Source organism: Variovorax sp. GW823-FHT04B03, assembly GCF_058796495.1.
Window position 1 is genome coordinate 317,013 of the sequence record NZ_JBXAIT010000006.1, and the last position, 21,747, is coordinate 338,759.

Consider the following 21,747-nt stretch of genomic DNA (forward strand, 5'->3'; position numbering starts at 1 on the left):
TCAGACCTTCACGCGCGGATCGACCACCGCGTACAGCAGGTCGATCGAGAAATTGATGAGCACGTAGATCGCGGCAATGACAAGCAGCGCGCCCTGGATGACCGGGTAGTCGCGCCGCAGCACGGCGTTGACCACCAAATTGCCCACGCCGGGCAGGCCGAACACGGTCTCGGTGATGACGGCGCCGCCGATCATGAGCGCGACGGTCAGGCCGATCACCGTGACGATGGGCACCAAGGCATTGCGCAGCGCATGCTTCAAGACGACGACCTTCTCGCTCAGGCCCTTGGAGCGCGCGGTGCGCACGTAGTCTTCACCGAGCACGTCGAGCATCGAGGCGCGCGTGAAACGGATGATGAGCGCGGAGTTCAGCAGGCCCAGCACGGTGGCGGGCAGCACCAGCGCGTGCAGCCGCTCGGCAAACGGCGCATCGGGCGCGCCGTAGCCCGACACCGGGAACCACCCGAAGGACACCGCGAAGATCTGGATCAGCACGATGCCCAGCCAGAAGCTGGGGATGCTGGCGCCCAGCATCGCGATGCCGGTGAAGAACTGGTCGACCGCGCGGCCGCGGAACACCGCCGAGACGATGCCGCAGGGCACGCCGATGAGCGCCGCGATGGCCACGGCCAGCAGCGCGAGCAAGGTGGTGGGCTCGGCGCGCTCCCACAGCGCCTGCGTGACCGGGCGCTGCAGGAAGATCGAGGTGCCCAGGTTGCCCTGCAGCACTTCGCGCAGCCAGTAGCCGAACTGCACGGGCAGGGGTTTATCGAGGCCGTAGTCCTTCTGCACGCGGGCGATGTCGGCGGCGGTGGCCTGGTCGCCCAGCAGCACGGAGATGGGGTCGCCCGAGGCGGCGCGTGTGAGCACGAAGACCAGCACGGCCACCAGCGCCAGCACGATGAGCATGCCGGCGAAGCGCGAGGCAATGAAACGGAACAAGCGCGCCTCCTACTTGATCTTCACATTCCAGAAGAAGGGCCAGTTCGTGGGTTGGTAGTTGTCCAGTGCCGGGCTCTTGGCCGAGAGCGCGTTGAACTTGCCGACGCTGATGTACGGCACCTCGTCGTACACCACCTGCTGCACCTTGCCCCACAGCGCGCCGCGCTTGGCCGGATCGCTCTCGGTGTTGAACGCACTGAGCGAGGCCTTCTTGGCGGGCGAATCCCACCAGCCTGGTGCACCGTCGCCCAGTTGCGGTGGCGACAGCATCGGCTCGGGGAACAGCCCCGAATGGGTGATGAAGATTTCCCACAGCCGCGGGTCGTTACGGCGCTGGGTGAGCGTGGCCCAGTCGACCACGTTGAGGTCGACCTTGAAGCCGGCGCGCTTGAGCTGCTCGGCCATCAAGAGCGACATGTTGTAGTGGAAGTCGTACTGGCGGCTGGTGAGCACGCGGACCGGCTCGCCCTTGTAGCCGGCCTTGGCGGCGGCGTCCTTGGCCTTGGTGGCGTTGCGCTGGTTGTACTGGTCGGTGCCCGCGGCCGAGTAGAACGGCGAACTCTTGGGAAAGTGGTTCGCTTCCGCGATGAAGAAGCGCGTGTCGCCGAAGCCGGCCGCGAGCATCTCGCCCTGGCCCATCGCCGTCTGCAAGGCCTGGCGCACGGCCTGGCTGGCGAGCGGGCCTTCCTTGGTGTTGAAGACCACCAGCGGAAAACCGAAGGCGGGCGTGATGATCGGCAGCGTCTTGCCACTGGCCTTCTCCAGGCGCGGCAAGGCTTCCACCGGCAGCAGGTCGGCAAAGTCGTACTGGCCCGCGAGTGCACCTTCGACACGCGTGCTCGCGTTGGGCACGGGCACGAAGCGCAGCTCTTCGATGACCGCTTCGCGCTTGCCGCCGTAGCCGCTCGCGGGTTCCTTGCGTGGGCTGTACTTGTCGAAGCGCGTGAGCAGCACGAACTGGTCGGGACGGCGCTCCTTGAACTTGTAGGGGCCGGTGCCGACGAAGTCCTTCAGCGGCGAGGCCATCGATTCCTTGGCCATCATCGCGGCGGTGCCATTGCTGGGCAAAGCCAGTTGCGACAGCAGCGGTGCATAGGGCGCCTTCAGCACGATCTCCACGCCCAGCGGGCCCTTGGCCTTGAGACTCTCGATTTCCTTGCCCACGGCCTTGCCGCGCGGCGACTGATCCATCCAGCGCTGCAGGCTGGCGACCACGTCGTCGGCCGTGAGCTCGCGCCCGTTGTGCAGCGCCACGCCCTTGCGCAGCGTGATGGCGTAGGTCTTGCCGTCGGCCGAGATCTTGGGCATGCCCTCGGCCAGCATCGGCACCACGTTCCACTTGGCGTCGAAGGTGTACAGCGTCTCGTACACGTGCTGCATGATGGTTCCGACCAGGTCGGCCGTGGAGGCCATCGGGTCGAGCGTCTGCGGCTCGGCCACCATCGCCAGCGTGGCGAAGTTGCGCGGGCCCTGCGCATGCGCTTCATGGTGGGGCAGCGTGGTGCACAGCATCGCGAGCAGCGAAGCGCCCAGCAGGCTGCGCTTCGACAGACGAGGCAGGCGCTGGACAACAAGACCGGCGTGAGACATGGGGTGTTCCTTCATGGGCGATCGGTGGGCAATGAATTCACTTTTTCAGGCCCGAACTTTGAAGCACAACCTATGCCAAAACATCACCATTTACCCTGAGCAATGATCTAAATATTCGAACTCTCCCTTCGAAATTCAATGCCGTTCGCGCACGCATCCGCTGCTAGATTCCGGTCGAATCTTTTCCCACCGAAAGATGGCGTCCGATCGAATTTGCGAGGATGAAAATGAGCACCAAGAAAGTTCTTGCGGTAGGTTTTCTGTTCGGCTGTGCGCTGCTGACGCATGCGGCGATCACCGGGGTGAACCCCCTGGACACGATCAGGAAGGCCGCCACCAGCATGGCCTCCGCGGCCGCTGACCTGGTGGCCGATCCCTTGCCGCTGCAAGGACCCGGACTGGGCAACCTGACCTACACGCAGGCCGAGCTGTTCAAGCCCATCTCGATGATCAAGGAGGAGGTCGACACCGGCGTCGGCGCAGGCACCGGCGCCGACGTGCCGAAGATCCCCGGGGGCAGCGTGACGCACCCCACCGCCGGGTACACCAAGTACCACTACGGCCAGAACGTGGGCCTCATGATCAACGGCTACTTCCTGACGACGTTCACGCCCGACGGCGGCCTGGGCCCCGGTGGCTTCCTGCTCTACGACGTCTCCGATCCGCGCAACCTGCGGCTCGTCAAGCGCATCTACGAGCCGGACGGCCGCACCAAGGAACTGAGGGAGCCGCACTCCATCGGCATCGCCAGCATCGGCGGCAAGCAGTACGTCGCCGTGCCCAGCGTCTTCGGCGTGGAGTTCTGGGACTTCACCGACATCAACGACGTCAAGCAGGTGAAGAAGCTGGTGCTGCCCAACGTCAACAAGGGCGACTACAACAACGTGAGCTGGCAGCTGTGGTGGCAGGCGCCCTACCTGTACGTGGCGGCGGCGGAGCAGGGCGTGTTCGTCATCGACGCCACGGACCCCGCGAACGCAGTGCTCGCGAACCGTGGCGCCGGCAAGCCCAACCCGATACCGACCGGCGAGCTCGGCGGCTTTCGCGTGGGGCCGATCTTCACCATGGGCAACCACATGGTGCTGACGTCCATGACCAACACCAGCGGCTTCGCCAGCCTAGACATCTCGGACCCGCTGAATCCCAAGGTGCTCGACACCGTCTCCGGGTCCACCGCCAGCTACTACTCCACCTGCTTCGACGGCAAGAAGGTCTACGCCTCGGCGCAGGAGAGCGGCGGCAAGATGTACGGCTACGACCTGAGCGACCGCTCGCGCTTCGTGGCCGAGGACAACCGGCTGGTGATCAACCAGCAGCTGTACTGCAGCACGCAGGACAACTTCGTGTTCCAGGGCGCGCAGAACTACATCCACAAGGTCGATGTGAGCAACCCGCTCAACCACGTCGAGGTCGGGCGCGGCGGACTGTTCGCAACGACGCATCCCGATTTCTCGAGCTCCGACCATGGCCAGGTGTCGCCGTTCGGCAACCTGATCTACGTGGGCAACGACCACGGCTCGGGCAGCGGTTTCATCGTGCATGCGGTGGACCCCGACACCACCAAGCCCGAAGTGAAGCAGGTCTCGCCCGTGAACGGTGCGAAGCAGCAGGCCCTCACCTCGCGCATCGGTCTGGGCATGACCGACAGCATCCGCCCGGAGAGCGTGAACGCCAACACCTTCATCGTGCGTCCGGTGGGCGGCAACACGCTGGCGGGCACCTACAGCGTGCAGCTGGGCATCGTCAACTTCCACCCCGCACAGCCGCTGCAGCCGGGCACCGCCTACGAGGTGTTCCTGCCCGCCAACGGCCTGAAGGACTATGCGGGCAACGCCATCGCGGCCGACTACCGCTCGACCTTCAACACCGGCAATGCCAACGACATCAATCTGATGCACCACTGGGCGCTGACCGGCAACCTGGGTGACCAGATCAGCGCCAACAACGGCACGCCCGCCACCGGCGATGCCTTCGAGAGCATCGGCCTGAACTTCGCGAACCGCACCGCGGGCGTGCAGCTGAAGAACGACAGCGTGTCCACCACGCTGGGCGGCACCGCCTCGCTGAGCTTCTACATGAAGACCACGCAGGCCGGCGCTGCGAACTCGTGGACCGCGCCCGGCATCTTCGGTCGTGACCAGTCGCCGGGCGTCGACGACGTGTTCTGGGGCTGGCTCGACAGCACCGGCAACATCAAGCTGTCGGTGGGCGACCACGCAGGCACGCGCTCGCAAAGCGCCGTGAACGACGGCAACTGGCACCACGTGGTGCTCACGCGCGACGCGGCTTCGGGCGCACAGGCGGTGTACGTCGATGGCGTGAAGACCACGTCGACCGGCCCCACCGGCACCAAGGGCCTGACGAACAAGTTCCAGCTCATGGGGCAGATCCAGGGCAACACCGCGCTCTTCAAGGGCACGCTGGCCGAGGTGCGCGTGTACGCCCGTGTGCTCGGTGACACCGACGTGGCGGCGCTGCGGGCGCAGGCCGTGATCGGCGATCCCGGCATCGTGGGCGCACCGAAGATCGTCAACGGCCAGCTGAACTTCAACCCGGCCACGCTGGGTGCCACAGGCGCGCAGTTCCGCTGGAACTTCGGCGACGGCACGCAGAGCGCGTACGCCTCGCAGCCCGGCGTCACGCACACCTACAGCAGCCCCGGCCACTACACGGTGACGCTGACGGTGAAGGCCGCGAACGGCCAGGAGACCTTCTACACCTACAACCTCACGGTGATCGCACCCGTCACGGCGGCGGCGCCGACGCACACGACCAACATCGCGGGCGATGCGAACGCGGTGTACTCGGTGAACCCCGACAGCGGCACGGTGGCCGCCATCGACGCGCAGACCTTCGCCAAGCGCTGGGAAGTGCGCGTGGGCGATGAACCGAAGACGCTGGCCGTGGGCCCCGACGGTCGCATCTGGGTCACGGTGCAGGGCGAGGACAAGCTGGTGGCGCTCAACGCGGCCGACGGCACGCTGTCGACGACGGTGCCGCTGGCCTACGGCAGCGGCCCGTACGGCGTCGTCTTCACGCCCAATGGCGCGAAGGGCCTGCTGACGCTCGAGAGCAAGTCGGCCCTGGTCAGCTTCGACCCGACCACCGGCGCCGCCACGGGCACGCTCGCCCTGGAAGGCAGCGTGCGCGGCATCGCGGTCGATGCGAGCTCGCAGTCGGCCTACGTGACGCGCTTCAAGTCGAAGATGACGGGCGGCCAGCTGCACAAGGTGAACCTGCAGAGCTTCAGCGCCGCCACCCCGATCGCGCTGGCGGTCGACACGACCACGGTCGACACCGAGGCCGCCTCGCGCGGCGTGCCCAACTACCTGAGCCAGGTGGTGATCTCGCCCGACGGCGCGCGTGCGCTCCTGCCTTCGAAGAAGGACAACATCGTGCGCGGCACCTTCCGTGACGGCCTGCCGCTGGAGCACGACAAGACCGTGCGCTCCATCCTGTCGCAGGTGAACCTGCAGACGGCCGCGGAAGTGTTCAGCGAACAGCTCGACTTCAACGACCGCGCCCCCGCGCGCGCCGCGCTGTACTCGCCGGCCGGCGACTACATCTTCGTGGCGCAGATGGAAGGCAACCGCATCGCCATCGTCGATGCCTACAACCGCTCGGTGCGTGGCGAGATCAACGCCAGCAGCGCGCCGCACGGCCTGTACCTCGATGCGGCGCGTAAGCGCCTGTACGTCAACAACTTCCTGGCGCGCTCGGTGTCGGTGCACGACGTGGCGCAGGTGCTGTCTTCGGAGTCGGCCGCTCCGGCCTTCCTGCAGAACATCACCACGGTCGCGCAGGAGCCGATGGCCGCCGCGGCACTGCGCGGCAAGCAGGTGTTCTACAACGCGTCCGACCGGCGCATGAGCATGAACAACTACATGTCCTGCGCGAGTTGCCATGCCGATGGCAGCGACGACGGCATGGTGTGGGACTTCACGCAGCGCGGCGAAGGCCTGCGCCGCACCATCAGCCTGCAAGGGCGGCGCGGCACGGGCCACGGCAAGCTGCACTGGACCGCCAACTTCGACGAGGTGCAGGACTTCGAGCACGACATCCGCAACGAATTCGGCGGCACGGGCTTCCTGACCAACGCCGACTTCTCGGCCACGGGCGACCCGCTCGGCGTGCCGAAGGCCGGCCGCAACGCGCAGCTCGACGATCTCGCGGCCTACCTGAACTCGCTGAACAAGTACATGCGCAGCCCGGCCCGCGCGGCGGACGGCAACCTCAGCGTGGACGCGGTGCGCGGACAGACCGTGTTCAACACGGCGCAGTGCGCGACCTGCCACACGGCCGGCAGCCTGCGCGACGGGCTGCGGCACGACGTGGGCACCATCCAGCTCTCGTCGGGCAAGGGCAGCAACCAGCCGCTGGCCGGCGTGGGCTTCGACACCCCGACGCTCTACGGCACCTGGAGCAACCCGGGCTTCTTCCACAACGGCCAGAAGGCCACGCTGCAGGACGTGCTCGCGAGCGGCCACGGCAATGCCTCGGGCCTGCCGGCGGCCGACCTGCTGGCGCTGGGCGAGTACGTGAAGTCGTTCGACACCGCCCCGGCCATCGACACGCGCATCCGCTCGGAGGTCAACAACCTGTGCGTCAACGTGTCGGGCGGCTCGACGGCCAGCGGCGCCACGGTGGTGCAGTGGGCCTGCGGCAACGGCGCCAACGAGACCTTCACCGTCAACAGCAGCGGCGGCTACAGCCAGTTCGTCGCGAAGCACAGCGGCCTGTGCCTGGCGCAGGGCAACACCAACGTCGGCGGCGGCCCGGTGGTGCAGCTGGCGTGCACGGCGGGCGCGGCCACGCAGTGGAGCGTGGTCGGGGCGACGCTGCGCAACCGGGTGTCTTCGGGGGCGTGCCTCGATGTGCCCGGCTCGACCACCACGCAGGGCACGGCGCTGTCCACCTACGCCTGCCATGGCGGGGCCAACCAGCGCTGGAGCCAGATTCCCTGAGCTCCTCTGCTCTTTCTCTCTCTCTGTTTCTCTCGCTCTCCAAAAAAGGAAATCACGTGTCGGCACTCCAACTCTCCCTCCCAGGCGGCTATCGGTTCATTCCGGGCGTGCAGCAGTACTCGGCTGGCGTGGCCGCCGAACCTGGGTTTCGCATCGAGCGCGTGCGCTTCCTGGAGCCCCTGCCCCTGAAGCAGGGCTTTCGTCGCATCAAGGAAATCCTGGAGGAGGCCTCGCGTCCGCTGGCCGCCTTCTGCGCGTGCGAACTGCGGTCCCCGGCACCGTTCACCGAACAGGGCTTCGTCGAGTTCAACAACCTCTACGTGGGCACGTTGAAGGAGTGGGGGATCTTCATCGGCGACCTGAATCCGGTGGCGCGAAGCAACGTGTGCCCCGCGCTGTCGCCGCCGTCGGAGCCCTCGTTCCATGCCTTCAGCTACACCGTGCCCGACGCCGAGGCGGCGGCGTCGTTCGTGGTGGCGGGCAGCGCCGAAGCGCCGGAAGGCAAGGGGCACTACCGCGACCATGCCGTGCGCCTGGGCGACACCTCGCCGCCCGCCATCCTGAAGAAGGCGCAGTGGGTGCTCGACGAAATGGAACGCCGCCTGGCGTCGCTGGGCTTCACCTGGGCCAGCACCACGGGCTCGCAGCTGTACACGGTGCACGACATCCATCCCTTCATCGCCGACGAGATCGTCAAGCGCGGTGCCGCGCGGCACGGGCTGACCTGGCACTACAACCGCCCGCCGGTGGTCGATCTCGAGTACGAGATGGATTGCCGCAGCGTCCAGTTCGAACGCGTCGCGGTCTGATCGCACGCGGGTCGCCACACCCTTTCACCGAGACGCCCATGCCCAAGAAATTGCCGCATCGCCTGGCCGCCACCTGCCTCGTCCTGAGCGCGTTCCTGGCCGCCGGCCTCGCCGCTGCGCAGAACATCCAGGAGCGCACCTTCAAGTTCGCCTTCGTGAACCAGAAGGAGCATCCGCAGGGCATGGGGGCGCAGCGCTTCTCGGAGATCGTCGAGAAGAAGAGCGGCGGCAAGATGAAGGTGAAGCTCTTTCCTTCGGGCGTGCTGGGCGGCGATGCCTCGGTCATTGCCTCGCTGCAGGGCGGCACGGTGGAAATGACGATGGCGATTCCGGGCCTGCTCTCGGGCATGGCCAGGGAGTTCTCGCTGTTCGACCTGCCGTTCCTGTTCAACAACGAGAGGGAGGCCGACTTCGTGCTCGATGGTCCGGTCGGCCGCAAGCTGCTGGACAAGCTGCCCGAGAAGGGGCTGATCGGCCTCACCTACTTCGAGCACGGCTTTCGCAACGTCACCAACAGCCGGCGGCCGGTGGCGAAGATGGAAGACCTGCAGGGCCTGAAGCTGCGCGTGATGCAGATCCCCGTGATGATCGATGCCTTCCGCGCGCTGGGCGCCAACCCGTCGCCGCTGCCGCTGCCCGAGGTCTACACCGCGCTGGAGCAGAAGGCCGTCGACGGCCAGGAAAATCCGTACTCGCTGGTGGAAGCCTCGAAGTACTACGAGATCCAGAAGTACGGCTCCAACACGCGGCATGTGTTCAACCCTGTCGTGCTGCTGTTCAGCAAGAAGCGGTGGGAGCAGCTGTCGGACGACGAACGCAAGATCCTTCTCGATGCGGCCCGGGAGACGCAGCCCTTCCAGCGCGCCGCCAACCGCGACGTCAACGCCAGGGCCGCCGAGTTCCTGAAGGGCCAGGGCATGGTGTTGACCGAGTTCCCCGCCGCCGAGCGCGAGCGCCTGCGCGAGAAGCTCGCGCCGGTCACGGACAAGCATGTCAGGCAGATCGATCCGGCGCTGACCCAGGAACTGTTCTCCGAGCTCGGCAAGGCGCGCAGCAGCGCCGCCAGATAGCCAGCCAACCAACCACCAAGGAATGACGAATGAAGCTGTTGCGTTACGGGGCCGTCGGCCAGGAAAAGCCGGCGATGCTCGACGCAGAAGGCCGCTTGCGCGACCTCTCCATGCACGTGAACGACATCGCACACGAGGTGCTGCTGCCTTCCGGTCTGGCGCGCCTCGCCGCGCTGGACCCGCAGAGCCTTCCGCTGGTGGAAGGCGCCCCGCGGATCGGCGCCTGCGTGGCCGGCTCGGGCAAGTTCATCTGCATCGGGCTCAACTACTCGGACCACGCGGCCGAGACGGGCGCCACGGTGCCGCCCGAGCCCATCGTTTTCCTGAAGGCGACCTCGGCGATCGGCGGACCGAACGACGTGCTCGAGATTCCGCGTGGTTCCACCAAGACCGATTGGGAGGTGGAGCTGGGCGTGGTGATCGGCAAGACCGCGAAGTACGTCAGCGAAGCGGACGCGATGGACCACGTTGCGGGCTATTGCCTGATCAACGACGTGTCGGAGCGCGCGTTTCAAACCGAACGCCAGGGCCAGTGGACCAAGGGCAAGTCGGCCGACACCTTCGGACCGATCGGGCCCTGGCTCGTGACGCCCGATGAAGTGCCCGACCCGCAGCAGCTGGACATGTGGCTGGAGGTCAACGGCGTGCGGCGCCAGAGCGGCTCCACGGCCACCATGGTCTACGGCGTGCGTTACCTGATTGCCTACCTCTCGCAGTTCATGAGCCTGCGCCCGGGGGACATCATTTCCACCGGAACCCCGCCCGGCGTGGGTATGGGGTTCAAGCCGCCGGTCTACCTGAAGCCCGGCGATGTCGTCACGCTGGGCATCGAAGGGTTGGGCACCCAGCGGCAGGTCGCCACGCAGTTCGACTGAAGGGGAGGTGGCAGAGGGCGGCAGTGGGCCGTGATGCGCCCGCTGCTGCCGCTGTGTCAGATCAGCGTGGCGCTCACGCCGCGCTGCACCACGGGCGCAATGCCGGCGTAGAAGAACGCCAGGCTGTCTTCCGGGCCATTGACGGCGCGCCCGCGCACCTTGGCCATGGCACAGACGCCGACCTGTGCGCTGTCGGGGCCGATCACGAGCACGAAGGGGTTGTCGTCGTCGCCGCGCAGGTAGCGTCCACCGAACTCGCGGCGTGCGGTTTCGAAAACATAGGCCGACGCCAGAAAGTGCAGGTCGTCGGGCAAGGGCGCCTGCTGCTGGAAGAAGTCTTCGAGCACCTGGTCGACCAGGACCAGCGAGGCTTCGGAGTAGTCGAGCGCCGCGCTGTCGATGGGCGCGCCGGGTTGCGAGAAGGCGCCGATGAAGTCTTCCGCCTGCGAGGCCATGCCGGCCTCGAGCGTCGACGGCATGTCCGCTTCCGGCTGCTTTTTCTTCTTCAGGAAATCGAACAGTCCCATGGTGCTCAGGCCTGCACCGCGGCCGACAGTTGCCGCAGCATGGCCGACTGCCGCGCCTCTTCGGCGTCGCGCAGGCTCTTCGCGGCGCGCGCCGCAACGTAGCTGACGTACAGGGTCTCGACGGCCCGCGCCCACTCGTGCGCCTTCTGCGACACGCCTTCCGCCTTGACCGGCGAGCCGGTGGCCATCGGCGTCGACAGGTCGTCGATCGGACGGGCCGGTACGTCGACGCCGGCCTTCCCGAGGATCACGGCTTTCTGAAGGATGGTGAGCATGGCGGACCTCTCTTTTTTCTTGTTCCAGAGTAACAGCGCCCTTCGCGGGCTGCCATTCGCCAGATGACGTATCCGCCCTCGAATTCAAGATGAACTTTCAGCTGACATGGGGTTTGTCACAGTGGCCGGAAGCAGGGCCTACACGAAGCGCCATCGGCCTCTCGCAATGTCCCTTCGTTGGTTCTGGATGCAAATAATATTTGTTTTCATTCTCAATAGAATTGATGCTGATCAGTTGGTACGCAACAACAACGCATCCCGAGAGCGGCCCTGTTTTTCCTGCCGTTTCCCGTGGAGTTTTTGCATGTTGTTTTCGCGTTGCGGCCGTCGGCCGCGTCCGTCGGTGCTGGCGCTGGCCGCCGCATCTTTTTTTTCTCCCGCCCTGTTCGCCCAGACGCCCGCTGAACAACAACTGCGCGAGGTCGTCGTCAGCGCGACCGGCTTCGAGCAGGAACTCAAGGACGCGCCCGCTTCCATTTCGGTCATCACGCGCCAGGAGCTGGAAACGCGCCAGTTCCGCGACCTGGCCGAGGCGCTGCAGAACGTCGAAGGCATCGACGTGGGCGGCGCCACCGGCAAGACCGGGGGCCTGGACATCTCGATCCGCGGCATGCCCAGCGACTACACGCTGATCCTCATCGACGGCCGCCGCCAGAACGTGGCCGGCGACGTCACGCCCAACGGCTTCGGCGCCGCGCACACCAGCTTCATGCCGCCGCTGGCGGCCATCGAGCGCATCGAGGTCATCCGCGGCCCGATGTCCACGCTGTACGGCTCCGACGCCATGGGCGGCGTGGTCAACATCATCACGCGCAAGGTGGCGCGCGAATGGGGTGGCCAGGTCACGATGGAAACCGGCATCCCGCAGGACAGCGAGTGGGGTTCGCAGACGCGCTCCAGCGTCTACCTGAGCGGCCCCGTGGCCACCGACCTGTTGGGCCTGACCCTGCGCGGCAACATCTATCGCCGCGAAGCCGCCGACTGGGTGCTGGCCCCCGGCCAGGCGCAGCCCGCGACGGCGCGCAACCCGGCGCCCGCCGAGAGCCGCCAGCACAGCGTGGGCGGGCGCCTGATGCTCACGCCCAACCGCCAGCACGACATCTGGCTCGACGTGGAATCGGGCCGCAGCTGGTACGACAACGAAGACGGCCGCCTGGGCACGCGCGACGCCGCCGCGCCCAACCGCACCGGCAACAACCCGCCGGGCTACCTGGACGCGCTGCGCTTCAACCGCGACCAGGTCGCCATCGGCCACACCGGGCGCCTGGGCTTCGGCACGGTGGAAAGCAGCCTGATGCACACCACCACCGAGACCGTCGGCCGCACGATTCCCGGCGGTGCCATCCCGCGCAATGCCGCGGCCCGCCGCACCGTGTACTGGCTGAACGAAGCCGACCGCGGCCGCGCGCGCGAACTCAAGACCACCAACCTCGTGCTCGACAGCAAGCTCGTCGCGCCCGTGGGCGATGCCCACGTGCTCACCGTCGGCGGCCAGTGGTGGGACGCCAAGCTGGTCGACGGCCTGCTGCCGCGCTCGCAGAGCCAGACCATGTGGGCGCTGTTCGCCGAAGACGAATGGCGCCTCGCGCCCGGCCTCACCGCCACGCTGGGCGGGCGCTACGACCACCACAGCGCCTTCGGCGGCCACGTGAGCCCGCGCGGCTACCTGGTCTGGGACGCCACGCCGCAGTGGACCTTCAAGGGCGGCGTGAGCAAGGGCTTTCGCGCGCCGCGCCTGAACCAGCTGATCGACGGCATCAGCGGCGTGAGCGGCCAGGGCGCCACGCTCAACATCGGCAACCCGAACCTCAAGCCCGAGACCAGCACCAGCACCGAGCTGTCGGCGCTGTTCAACAACCAGAAGGGCCTGACCGCCTCGGCGACCCTGTTCCACAACAAGGTGAAGGACAAGATCGCCAGCGGCGGCGACTGCAGCGTGGCGCGCATCTCCAGCTGCGTGGTCGACCCGACCGCCAACTACTCGGTCAACGTCGACCAGGCCAAGACCTGGGGCATGGAACTGAGCAGCCGCGTGCAGCTGACCAAGGCCTGGGGCCTGAAGGCGGGCTACACCTGGACCGACAGCGAAGTGATCGAGGGCGGCGTGAAGAACGGCAAGCTGGCCGACACCGCGCGCCACCTGCTGCATGCGCAGCTCGACTGGAACCCCGACGCCAAGTGGCGCTTCTGGCTGCGCGGCGAGTACCGCGGCAAGAGCCCGCGCTTCACCGGCGACCCGGCGCGCCTCACGGGCAACAACCTGGCGATCTACCGCGCGGTGGGCGACATCAAGGCCTACCACCTGTTCCACCTCGGTGGCTCCTACCAGGTGTCGAAGAACGTGCGCCTGAACGCCAACATCAACAACCTGTTCAACAAGGACTTCCGCAAGTTCCAGCAGGTGAACCTGGCGGGCACCTCGGCCTGGGTCAACGAGTACTTCCAGGGCGGTGCGTCGGTGGCGGGCACCACGCCGGCCGGACGCACGATCTGGCTGTCGGCGAACGTGACGTTCTGACGCTGACGGCGGGCGGCGTGGGCCTCAGGGGGCCGTGCGCGCCTGCCACACCAGCGTGGCCGCGCTCAGGTCTTCGAGCGCGCTGCCCACGGCCTTGAACACCGTGCGCTCGGCATCGCCCGTGCGCCCGGGCCGCGCGCCACTGCACAGCTCGGCGAGCGTGCCCTGCACCGCGTCGGCGCGCAAGGTGCCGGCCGCGATCGCGTCGAGCAGGTCGCCGGCCTTCTGCAGCGCCTCGGGCGTGTCGATGAAGGTGCGCGTGCCGTCGAAACACTGCACATCGGCTTCGCGCATCGCGGGCGTGAAGCTGCCGATCAGGTCGAGGTGCGCGCCCGGTGCCAGCCATTCGCCGCGCACCAGCGGCGTGGTCGCCAGCGTGGCGCAGCTCACGATGTCGGCATTGCGCACGGCCGCTTCGAGGTCGGTGCCGGCCGCCTGCGCGTTCCATCCGTCACTGCGCCATTGCTCGGCCAGCGCCTCGGCGCCCTCGGGCCGGTGGTTCCACACCCACACCTCGTCGATGGGCCGCACGCTCGCGTGCGCGGCGGGCAGCATGCGCGCGATGCGGCCGGTGCCCAGCACCAGCAGCTTGCGCGCGTCGGCGCGGGCCAGGAACGAGGCGCCCAGCGCCGAGGCGGCCGCCGTGCGGCGGGCCGTGATCTCGTTGCCGTCCATCATCGCCAGCGGCACGCCGGTGCGCGCGTCGTACAGCACGTAGGTCGCGTGCAGCCCCGGCAGGCCGCGCGCGCCGTTGCCCGGAAAGATGTTGATCGTCTTGATGCCCAGGAAGCCCGCGTCGCTCCACGCCGGCATGATCAGCACCGTGCCGCGCGTGGCCGCGTCGCCGCCGGTCTCGATGCTGTGCACGTGGCGCGGCGGCACCTGCGCCTCGGCCGCGAAGGCGGCGCGCAGCGCGGGCACCAGCCGATCGAAACCCAGGGGTGCGGCGGTGGCGGCTTCGTCGAAGTGTTTCATGGGCGGGAAGGCAGCGCCGGGGCGCTGTCGAAGAAGGTGGTGAGGGCTTGCCGGTAGGTGGTGCCGAAGCGCGGCGCCGCCATCGGTTCGAGGTGGCCGGCGCCCGGCACCTCGATCAGCTGCTTGGGTTCTTTCGCATCGGCCAGCAGGCGCTGCGAGTGGTGGTGCGGAATCACCGCATCGGCCGTGCCGTGGATCAGCAGCAGCGGGATCGGCGCGATGGCCGCGACGAACTTCGAGGCCCCGTAGTCGTCGCGCACCAGCAGGCCGGCGCCCGGCAGCTTGTCGTTGGCGATCGAGCGGTACGAATAGAAGGTCGACTCGATCGCCACCGCCTTCACGCCGGCCCGGTTGCCCGAGCCCACGGCCGCGATCGCGTTCGTGCCGCCCAGGCTCTGCCCGAAGACGAACAGCCGCGACGCATCGACGTCCGCGCGGGCGCGCACATGGTCGAGCGCGGCGTTCGAATCCTCGAACACGCCGCGGGGTTCGGGCTCGCCGTCCGATTCGCCATAGCCGCGGTAGTCGAAAACGAAGACGTTGTAGTCCTGCGCCGGCAGCCACGCCACGAAGCGCCAGTGGCTGCTCATGTTCTGCGCGTTGCCGTGGAAGTGCACCACCGTGCCCTTGGCCGCCTTCGGGTCCGTCCGGCCCGCGGCGGGAATGAACCAGCCGCTCAGGCGCGTGCCGTCGGCGCTGGTGAAGCGCACGTTCTCGTAACGCAGGCCCAGCGCGTCGGGCGTTTCGTAGCGCACGCGGTCGGGGTAATAGAACATCGACTGCACGCAGCCGCCGAGCAGGAAGAGGGGCAGGGCGGCGAGCGACATCCACCAGCGGCGAGCGGGTGCGGTGGTGGTGGTCGTCATGCCTGCGGTCCGCCGGCCCGCCGGCTTTCGGCGAGCATGTTGCAAAAGAGGGCGCCTTGCTCGATGGCGTCGTCCAGCGCCACGTGCGTGTGCGGCAACCCGGCGTCGAACCAGCGACGCGGCATCGCGCGCTTGGTGCTGTCGCGGTAGCCGATCTTCAGCAGGGCCATCGCGAAGCTCTTCATGTCGAGCGCCGAATGGCTGAAGGGGCTCTCGCCCGCGAAGCGCATCAGGTACCAGTAGACGAACAGGAAGTCGAAGCCCGCCGGGTACGCCACGAACACCGGCCGCGCCTTCAGGCCCTTGAGCCACGCGACGTAGTTCTTCATGGCGTGCGTCGGGTCCTGCAGGTCGTTGCGGCACGCGGCCCAGGCCTCGGGCTGCGTCTGCCACCAGGCAGCCGTCTTGGGGTCGGCCTCGGCGCCGGGCAGCGTGTGCAGGTTGGCGCTGAAGGTAGACACGAGCTGCTTGTCGGCCGTGTAGGCGGCCGAGCCGAAGCTGAGCATCGAGTGCGGGCCGGGGATGGGGCCGTCGGTTTCGACGTCGGTGCTGATGTAGATCTCGGTCATTGATTCTTCAATGTCTGTGTTTGGGCGTTCTCTTGCGTGCGGTCTCTGGCCGCCCGTACGGCTTCCGCCATGGAACCGAAATGCGTCGATCGCGTGGCGCTGTGGTCGTCGAGGTCCATCATGGACCAGCGGTTCTGGTCGAGGTAGATGAACACCAGCCGGTTGAGCACCGTGACGCCTTCATGGTCCGAGACCGATGCGGCAACGCCCACGGAATCACCCAGGCTCCAATGCCTGCGGAACGCATGAAGACCCTGAGACTGCAGCCAGCTGACCGCATCGTCGAGCGAAGAGAAGTCGGTCGGCAGGCTCATGGGTGTGGGTGTCAGTCGATGCCGAGAATCGACGGAACCGATCGCTGGAGCTCTTCGACCAGTTCAGCGTCCATGTACTTGTAGTCGTCGGTAATGTCGAGCACGTGGATCGGCTTGCCCTCCAGCATCCGCGTGAACTCGGCCACGAGCCGCGACTTGTGTTTCTCTTCCATCACGAGGATCACGTCGGCCCAGTCGATGTCGTCGACGGACACGCGGTGCCGCGCATTGGGGCTGGTGCCCGCAGAGCGCGCCGCAATCAGCGGATGCCGTCGCCAGAGCTGTTCCGCGGTGGGGCTGCGCCATTGGTTGCGGCTGCAGATGAAAAGGACGTTGCGCATGAATGAATGAGTGAATCAGGCCGCGGCGTTGTGGGGCAACGGGAAGACATGGAAGTCTTGCCAGCGGCCGGATGAGTTTTCGATGAGCGCGACCTCGATGCAATTTGCATGCACCGCGCCCGATGCGAGCAGCCGGGCCTGCAACTCGATGGCCGCTTCTTCCGCGTGCAGCGCGTTGCCGTGCGCCACCGACAGATGCGGAACGATGTCGTCATGCGCGCCGTCGTACGGCGGGAAGTCGGGAAACTCTTTCACCAGCGCGCGCGTCATTTCGATGAACGGCGCAGCGGGCTCCGGTGCGAGGTAGGCGGTCTCGGGAAAGCGCCCGACCTTGCCGAGCACGAACGAGAACGGCACCGTGCGTTGCAGCACGCGCTGCGCGCGGGCGAGCACCTCCTCGGTGATCAGCGCGGGGTCCATGAAGGGCACGAGCAGCGTGATGTGCGCGGGCACGCCGAGCGCCACGGTGGGATCGAAGCGGCGGCGAAGGTCTGCGGCGATGGTTTCAGCCGCGGGAACCTTCACGGCGAATGCGGAGATGGGCATCGGGCGGAGGATAGCCCACGCCCTCAGGGGCGCGCATCGGCTGAAACGCGCGCCCAGTCCAGCCCCATCTTGGCCAGGTACTTGCGCAGCCGGTCCGCATCGTTCACCACGCTGCGCTGCGTCCGTGAGGCCTGGAACAGCTGCCGCCCCGCCTCCGACAAGCTGCGTGCCGGCCGGCACACGCGCACCACCGCTTCGAGCTGCAGACGATCGAACAGGTCGAGCGCGGCGAACTTTTCTTCGCCGAGCAGGGCTTCCAGGTCGATGTCGTCGCCTGTCGCCGCCGATGTGCCAACGCCCTCGTGCTTCCACAGCCAGCGCAGCCGCGCGATCTCCGCCTCGACCAGCGCGACGGCAATGCGCCCGCCATCGGCCAGCGTGGCAAGCCGCGTCACGCTCGCCGACAGGTCGCGGAAGTTGCCGCGCCAGATCGCCTCGCTGCTCTGCGCAAAGCGCAGGTAGGCCGTGCGCGCCTCGGCGTTGAAGCGCACCACGCGGTGGTTCTCGGCCGCGTGCAGGGCCAGCAGGTGGTCGAGGTTGGGCTCGATGTCCTCGGGTCGCTGTGCGAGGCCGGGCAGGTCGTAGGTCCAGAGGTTGATGCGCGCGAACAGGTCTTCGCGAAAGCGCCCCTGCGCCACGTCGCGGCGCAGGTCGCGGTGGGTGCCGGCGATGAGCTGGAAGTCGCTCTCCACTTCCTTGTCGGCGCCCACGGGGAAGAAGCGCTTTTCCTCGATGGCCTTGAGCAGCATCGCTTGCTCGTCCAGGCCGAGCTCGCCGATCTCGTCGAGGAACAGCGCGCCCTGGTGCGCGGTGCGCAGCAGCCCCGCGCGGTCGCTCGCCGCGCCGGTGAACGAGCCCTTCTTGTGCCCGAACAGCGTGGAGGCCGCGCCGTCGCCGCGCAGCGTGGCGCAGTTCACTTCGACGAACGGCCCCGTCACCTGGTGGCGCGCCTGCTTCAGCTCGAACATGCGGCGCGCCAGGAACGACTTGCCCGCGCCCGTCGGCCCCACCAGCAGGATGGGCGCGCGCGAGCGCACGGCCACGCGCTCGATCTCGTCGATGAGTGCGTTGAAGCGCGCGTTGCGCGTGGCGATGCCGCTCTTCAGGAAGGCGACCGCGTCGCGCTGGTCGGCGTCGAAGCGGCGCGCAATCGGGTCGTAGCGCGACAGGTCGAGGTCGATGAGCGCGACCTTGCCGGCGTCGCCCTGGCGCTGCTTGCGCGGCGGCGAGGTCTGCGCCAGCACGCCGGGCACCACGCGCGATTCCGACAGCAGGAACATGCAGATCTGCGCCACGTGCGTGCCCGTGGTGATGTGCGTCCAGTACTGCTCGCGCTCGGGCTGGAAGGGGTAGGCGCGCGCCCAGTCGTACAGGCGCGTGTAGACCTCGCCGAAGTCCCACGGGTCTTCGAGGTCGAAGGGCACGAGGTTGACGAGTGTCTCGGGCGACACGGCGGCGATGTCGGCCTTCACCAGCTCTGCCAGCGCCGTGTGCTTGCGCGTGTGCAGCAGCTCGATGCGCGCCACCACCATGTCGTCGTGCTGCGCGAGCGAGACCGTGGGGCGCCACTTGTTCCAGCGGCCCGCGCCCTGGCCGGCATCGAGCTGGGTGCCGAGGAAACCGATGACGACGATGGGCTTCATGGATAAAAGACTAGCTGAATTTCTAGAAATTATCCGAATGCTAGCAAGGGATCGGCACCGTGTCACACAGGGCGAAGAAGAAATTTCCCTTGCCGGTCAATGACTTGCATCGCCATCGCCCTGTTTTTGGGCGCCGTGCGCGCAAGTTGGCACGCTCGCTGCAATAAAGAAAGGGTCCGGATGCAGTTCATCCGCTCCCAGGTGCCGCATGAAAGCGGCCCGGTGCCGCAGGCCAGACCTGTTCTTGGGTCCGCGGTATGCCGCTGTTGAACTGCTTTGGTCACTGGACTTGTTCCAGTCTGCTCATGGTGGAGCACCGTGCTAACCACACGGCGTGGCGGGTTCGATTCCCGCAAACAACCTTCGGCGGTGTTCGCACCGCCGCTTTGATGGGGGCGAAAGCCCCACCGCCCCGGCACACCGGAGCGAGGCGCAGGGCAGGGCCCGGCCGAGCGACACCGTGCCAGTGCAGGCGGCTTGCGCATCGCGCGTTCTGCAAGGAACCGCATGCAGCCATCGACGCAGAAGGAGGCGATGGCGCAGCCACCGCACCGACCCGTCGACCGCTGTACTGCTGACCTCGCAAGCCACGGTGCCCGCCGCCTGCCCTTCGTGGGCCCCGATACGAAACACAGACGAACAACAAAACGACAACCGCAACGAAGAAGAAGAGAGAGGAAGAAAAAATGCTGGGATTCACCCAATTCACCGTCAAGAAGAACGAACGCGTGCTGCTGCTGCGCAACGGCGATTTCGAGGGCCTGTACGCCGCCGGCAAGTACCGTGTGTTCACGGGCTTCGACACCGTGCAGCTCGAGCGCTTCTCGCTGGCCGAGCCGGCCTTCGACCACGAGCTGGCCGACTACTTCCTGGCGCGCGAGCCGCAGCTGGTGCAGCGCGAGTTCGTGCAGGTGTCGCTGGGCGAGACCGAGGTCGGCCTGCGCCATGAAGACGGCGTGCTGGTGCAGGTGCTGCCGCCCGCCACCCGCAAGCTCTACTGGCGCGGCCTGCGCGAGCAGCGCGTCGACGTGATCGACGTGGCCGCCGATGCACGCCTGCCGGCCGAGCTGCTGACCAAGCTGCAGAGCGTGGCGCTGCGTCCGCGTGCGGTGCAGGGGCTCGAAGGCGTGCTGCTGGTGCAGGTGCCCGAGTTCCACGCCGGCGTGCTGACCCTCGAAGGCCAGATGCAGGCGCTGCTGCCGCCGGGCAACCACGGCTTCTGGCGCTTCAACCGGCAGGTGGCCGTGACCAGCGTGGACCTGCGTTCGCAGATCGCCGAAGTGAGCGGCCAGGAAATCCTGACCCGCGACAAGGTGGGGCTGCGGCTGAACCTGTCGGCGGTGTGGCGCTTTGCCGATGTGCGCCAGGCCCTGGCGCAGATGCCCAAGCCGGCCGAGCATGTGTACCGCGAGCTGCAGTTCGGCCTGCGCGCGGCGGTGGGCGAGCAGACGCTCGACGCCCTGCTGGAGAACAAGTCGGCCATCGACCAGACGGTGCTGGCGCAGGTGCGTGAGCGGCTCGAGGGTTCGGGCCTGGTGCTGGAGAGCGTGGGTGTGAAGGACATCATCCTGCCGGGCGAGATGAAGACCATCCTCGCGCAGGTGGTGGAGGCCGAGAAGTCGGCCCAGGCCAACGTGATCCGCCGCCGCGAGGAAACCGCGGCCACGCGCTCGCTGCTGAACACCGCCAAGGTGATGGAGGGCAACCCCGTCGCCTTGCGCATGAAGGAACTCGAGACGCTGGAACGCGTGGCCGAGCGCATCGACAAGATCTCGGTGGTCGGCGGTCTGGACCAGGTGCTCAACGGGCTCGTGACGCTGCGGCCGAACGGGTCCTGAGCGGTAGAGAAAAGAAAGAGACACGGGCACGCAGGCACAGAAGGGAGCGCCACTGCCAAAAATGTTTGAAATTGCCGGCAGCCTGGGTAAGACCAGGTACGGCGGGCAAGTCGGTTGACGAGCAAGGTTGAGGATGCAGGTGCTGGCTCCGATGACGGGTCTGTCACTGGCGCGCGTTTCCAATCGTCGACTGGGCCGCTGGATTCAAACACCACGGTCGCCGTATTGATGCGGGTTCGAATCCCGCCGTGTCCACCAACTTGAAGTTGGAGCAGGAAAAAATGAACAAAAAACTGTTGAAGCCTTCATTTGCGATGAGCCAAGCGGTAGAGCAGGCCTACGCCGTGTTCAAGAAGTACCGGGCGCCAAGTTACATGCTGGACGTCTGCATCTCCTGTTGCATGGACGACGCGCTGGAGAAAGAGATGCGTTGCCTGCCGTTATTGCAACTCACAGCCAGACACTTTTATGAGTACAACACTTCTGCCAAAAGCGAAGTGCAGCCCGGCAACGAAATCAAGTACTTCTTGCCACGAATGTTCGACTTGTTGAGTCAAGGCGCCGAGCTGCACCACTCGACGGAGCTTTATCTGGACCGTCTGGGACGCTGCGAGGCGGGAACATTTTCAGTGCAGGAGCGTGCGGTCATCGATGCATTCGCATTGGTGTTCTTTTCCGAAGGACTGCGGCGGCACCATTGGCAAGAACAGGCATCCAACCACTTCATGGGAGGCAATGCCTTTGACATCCTGCTGATGTTCCATCTGGGTGGCATCGGATTGGAACCCTTGCTGGCGCATTGGCTAGAAGCAGAGAGTCCCGGTGCCACGTTGCACTACGCCAATGCCGGCTACTGGGACTTTTGGAAGGCTCGGGAAATTGAGAATGCCTTTGCCGACGACCGGCCCGTATTTCGCGAAACCATGAAGTCATGGCTTTTGGATGCACATCATCGCGATCTCTTTGCCAAGAAGATGCTGGCCTTGGACATGTCGACGATCGAACAGCACTCCGCTTGCGGGTGCGGTGCAGGAATGGGTCCCAAGGAAATACTCGATTCGGTGTTTGATTTGATTGCCGATTGA

At 66.8% G+C, this 21,747-nt stretch carries 18 protein-coding genes; 7 read left to right on the plus strand and 11 right to left on the minus strand.

What is annotated here, in order from left to right:
- Together AC1RAD_RS25405 and AC1RAD_RS25410 are read right to left on the minus strand one after the other, a co-directional pair.
- Nucleotides 1-942, minus strand: coding sequence for an ABC transporter permease (locus AC1RAD_RS25405; protein WP_492737875.1), 942 nt, complete (start codon nt 940-942; stop codon nt 1-3).
- Between the two features lie 9 nt (nt 943-951).
- Nucleotides 952-2,532 (minus strand): ABC transporter substrate-binding protein, encoded by a 1,581-nt coding sequence (locus AC1RAD_RS25410; RefSeq protein ID WP_492737877.1) that lies wholly within the window; start codon nt 2,530-2,532, stop codon nt 952-954.
- 227 nt (nt 2,533-2,759) lie between these two features.
- Between AC1RAD_RS25410 and AC1RAD_RS25415 the strand changes: the two genes are divergently transcribed.
- From AC1RAD_RS25415 to AC1RAD_RS25430, 4 genes are read left to right on the plus strand one after another with little or no spacing between them, the layout of a single operon-like run.
- On the plus strand, nt 2,760-7,496 hold the full coding sequence (locus AC1RAD_RS25415) for an Ig-like domain-containing protein (protein ID WP_492737879.1): 4,737 nt from the start codon (nt 2,760-2,762) through the stop codon (nt 7,494-7,496).
- 56 nt (nt 7,497-7,552) lie between these two features.
- Nucleotides 7,553-8,305, plus strand: coding sequence for a 2-amino-5-chloromuconate deaminase CnbZ (gene cnbZ, locus AC1RAD_RS25420; RefSeq protein WP_062479841.1), 753 nt, complete (start codon nt 7,553-7,555; stop codon nt 8,303-8,305).
- Nucleotides 8,306-8,343: 38 nt separating this feature from the next.
- Nucleotides 8,344-9,375 (plus strand): TRAP transporter substrate-binding protein, encoded by a 1,032-nt coding sequence (locus AC1RAD_RS25425; RefSeq protein WP_492737881.1) that lies wholly within the window; start codon nt 8,344-8,346, stop codon nt 9,373-9,375.
- Between the two features lie 29 nt (nt 9,376-9,404).
- Nucleotides 9,405-10,250 carry a fumarylacetoacetate hydrolase family protein gene (locus tag AC1RAD_RS25430; RefSeq protein ID WP_492737883.1) on the plus strand — a complete coding sequence of 282 codons (846 nt, stop codon included), beginning with the start codon at nt 9,405-9,407 and terminating at the stop codon, nt 10,248-10,250.
- Nucleotides 10,251-10,306: 56 nt separating this feature from the next.
- Here the strand turns inward: AC1RAD_RS25430 and AC1RAD_RS25435 are convergent, their stop codons facing one another.
- On the minus strand, nt 10,307-10,777 hold the full coding sequence (locus AC1RAD_RS25435; protein ID WP_492737885.1) for a hypothetical protein: 471 nt from the start codon (nt 10,775-10,777) through the stop codon (nt 10,307-10,309).
- A 5-nt stretch (nt 10,778-10,782) separates the two neighbouring features.
- The gene (locus AC1RAD_RS25440; protein WP_095746723.1) at nt 10,783-11,052 is read right to left on the minus strand and encodes a hypothetical protein; all 270 of its coding nucleotides are present in this window, start codon (nt 11,050-11,052) and stop codon (nt 10,783-10,785) included.
- A 304-nt stretch (nt 11,053-11,356) separates the two neighbouring features.
- Between AC1RAD_RS25440 and AC1RAD_RS25445 the strand changes: the two genes are divergently transcribed.
- Nucleotides 11,357-13,570, plus strand: coding sequence for a TonB-dependent receptor domain-containing protein (locus tag AC1RAD_RS25445; protein WP_492737887.1), 2,214 nt, complete (start codon nt 11,357-11,359; stop codon nt 13,568-13,570).
- Nucleotides 13,571-13,594: 24 nt separating this feature from the next.
- Here the strand turns inward: AC1RAD_RS25445 and lhpI are convergent, their stop codons facing one another.
- From lhpI to rtcR, 7 genes are read right to left on the minus strand one after another with little or no spacing between them, the layout of a single operon-like run.
- On the minus strand, nt 13,595-14,545 hold the full coding sequence (gene lhpI / locus AC1RAD_RS25450) for a bifunctional Delta(1)-pyrroline-2-carboxylate/Delta(1)-piperideine-2-carboxylate reductase (RefSeq protein ID WP_492737889.1): 951 nt from the start codon (nt 14,543-14,545) through the stop codon (nt 13,595-13,597).
- The gene (locus AC1RAD_RS25455) at nt 14,542-15,411 is read right to left on the minus strand and encodes an alpha/beta hydrolase (protein WP_492737891.1); all 870 of its coding nucleotides are present in this window, start codon (nt 15,409-15,411) and stop codon (nt 14,542-14,544) included. Before AC1RAD_RS25455 ends, lhpI begins: the two co-directional genes overlap by 4 nt.
- Nucleotides 15,408-15,980, minus strand: a complete 573-nt coding sequence (locus AC1RAD_RS25460; RefSeq protein WP_492737893.1) for a 3'-5' exonuclease family protein — start codon at nt 15,978-15,980, stop codon at nt 15,408-15,410. Before AC1RAD_RS25460 ends, AC1RAD_RS25455 begins: the two co-directional genes overlap by 4 nt.
- Nucleotides 15,977-16,294 (minus strand): hypothetical protein, encoded by a 318-nt coding sequence (locus tag AC1RAD_RS25465; RefSeq protein ID WP_070061933.1) that lies wholly within the window; start codon nt 16,292-16,294, stop codon nt 15,977-15,979. Before AC1RAD_RS25465 ends, AC1RAD_RS25460 begins: the two co-directional genes overlap by 4 nt.
- A gap of 11 nt (nt 16,295-16,305) precedes the next feature.
- Nucleotides 16,306-16,635, minus strand: a complete 330-nt coding sequence (locus AC1RAD_RS25470) for a low molecular weight protein tyrosine phosphatase family protein (protein ID WP_492737895.1) — start codon at nt 16,633-16,635, stop codon at nt 16,306-16,308.
- Between the two features lie 15 nt (nt 16,636-16,650).
- Complete coding sequence (locus AC1RAD_RS25475; RefSeq protein ID WP_492737896.1) at nt 16,651-17,181, minus strand: 2'-5' RNA ligase family protein; 531 nt, start codon at nt 17,179-17,181, stop codon at nt 16,651-16,653.
- A gap of 23 nt (nt 17,182-17,204) precedes the next feature.
- Complete coding sequence (gene rtcR / locus AC1RAD_RS25480; RefSeq protein ID WP_492737898.1) at nt 17,205-18,824, minus strand: RNA repair transcriptional activator RtcR; 1,620 nt, start codon at nt 18,822-18,824, stop codon at nt 17,205-17,207.
- A gap of 686 nt (nt 18,825-19,510) precedes the next feature.
- Here rtcR and AC1RAD_RS25485 point away from each other — a divergent pair.
- Nucleotides 19,511-20,662: a slipin family protein gene (locus AC1RAD_RS25485; protein WP_492737900.1), complete on the plus strand. Its 1,152-nt coding sequence runs from the start codon at nt 19,511-19,513 to the stop codon at nt 20,660-20,662.
- 248 nt (nt 20,663-20,910) lie between these two features.
- Nucleotides 20,911-21,747 carry a hypothetical protein gene (locus AC1RAD_RS25490; protein WP_492737902.1) on the plus strand — a complete coding sequence of 279 codons (837 nt, stop codon included), beginning with the start codon at nt 20,911-20,913 and terminating at the stop codon, nt 21,745-21,747.

Bases quoted from the DNA above. Each gene is read 5' to 3' on its own strand.
- AC1RAD_RS25410 (WP_492737877.1), bottom strand. From the start codon at position 2,532: ATGTCTCACGCCGGTCTTGTTGTCCAGCGCCTGCCTCGTCTGTCGAAG.
- AC1RAD_RS25415 (WP_492737879.1), top strand. From the start codon at position 2,760: ATGAGCACCAAGAAAGTTCTTGCGGTAGGTTTTCTGTTCGGCTGTGCG.
- AC1RAD_RS25425 (WP_492737881.1), top strand. From the start codon at position 8,344: ATGCCCAAGAAATTGCCGCATCGCCTGGCCGCCACCTGCCTCGTCCTG.
- AC1RAD_RS25430 (WP_492737883.1), top strand. From the start codon at position 9,405: ATGAAGCTGTTGCGTTACGGGGCCGTCGGCCAGGAAAAGCCGGCGATG.
- AC1RAD_RS25435 (WP_492737885.1), bottom strand. From the start codon at position 10,777: ATGGGACTGTTCGATTTCCTGAAGAAGAAAAAGCAGCCGGAAGCGGAC.
- AC1RAD_RS25440 (WP_095746723.1), bottom strand. From the start codon at position 11,052: ATGCTCACCATCCTTCAGAAAGCCGTGATCCTCGGGAAGGCCGGCGTC.
- AC1RAD_RS25445 (WP_492737887.1), top strand. From the start codon at position 11,357: ATGTTGTTTTCGCGTTGCGGCCGTCGGCCGCGTCCGTCGGTGCTGGCG.
- lhpI (WP_492737889.1), bottom strand. From the start codon at position 14,545: ATGAAACACTTCGACGAAGCCGCCACCGCCGCACCCCTGGGTTTCGAT.
- AC1RAD_RS25455 (WP_492737891.1), bottom strand. From the start codon at position 15,411: ATGACGACCACCACCACCGCACCCGCTCGCCGCTGGTGGATGTCGCTC.
- AC1RAD_RS25460 (WP_492737893.1), bottom strand. From the start codon at position 15,980: ATGACCGAGATCTACATCAGCACCGACGTCGAAACCGACGGCCCCATC.
- AC1RAD_RS25465 (WP_070061933.1), bottom strand. From the start codon at position 16,294: ATGAGCCTGCCGACCGACTTCTCTTCGCTCGACGATGCGGTCAGCTGG.
- AC1RAD_RS25470 (WP_492737895.1), bottom strand. From the start codon at position 16,635: ATGCGCAACGTCCTTTTCATCTGCAGCCGCAACCAATGGCGCAGCCCC.
- AC1RAD_RS25475 (WP_492737896.1), bottom strand. From the start codon at position 17,181: ATGCCCATCTCCGCATTCGCCGTGAAGGTTCCCGCGGCTGAAACCATC.
- rtcR (WP_492737898.1), bottom strand. From the start codon at position 18,824: ATGAAGCCCATCGTCGTCATCGGTTTCCTCGGCACCCAGCTCGATGCC.
- AC1RAD_RS25485 (WP_492737900.1), top strand. From the start codon at position 19,511: ATGCTGGGATTCACCCAATTCACCGTCAAGAAGAACGAACGCGTGCTG.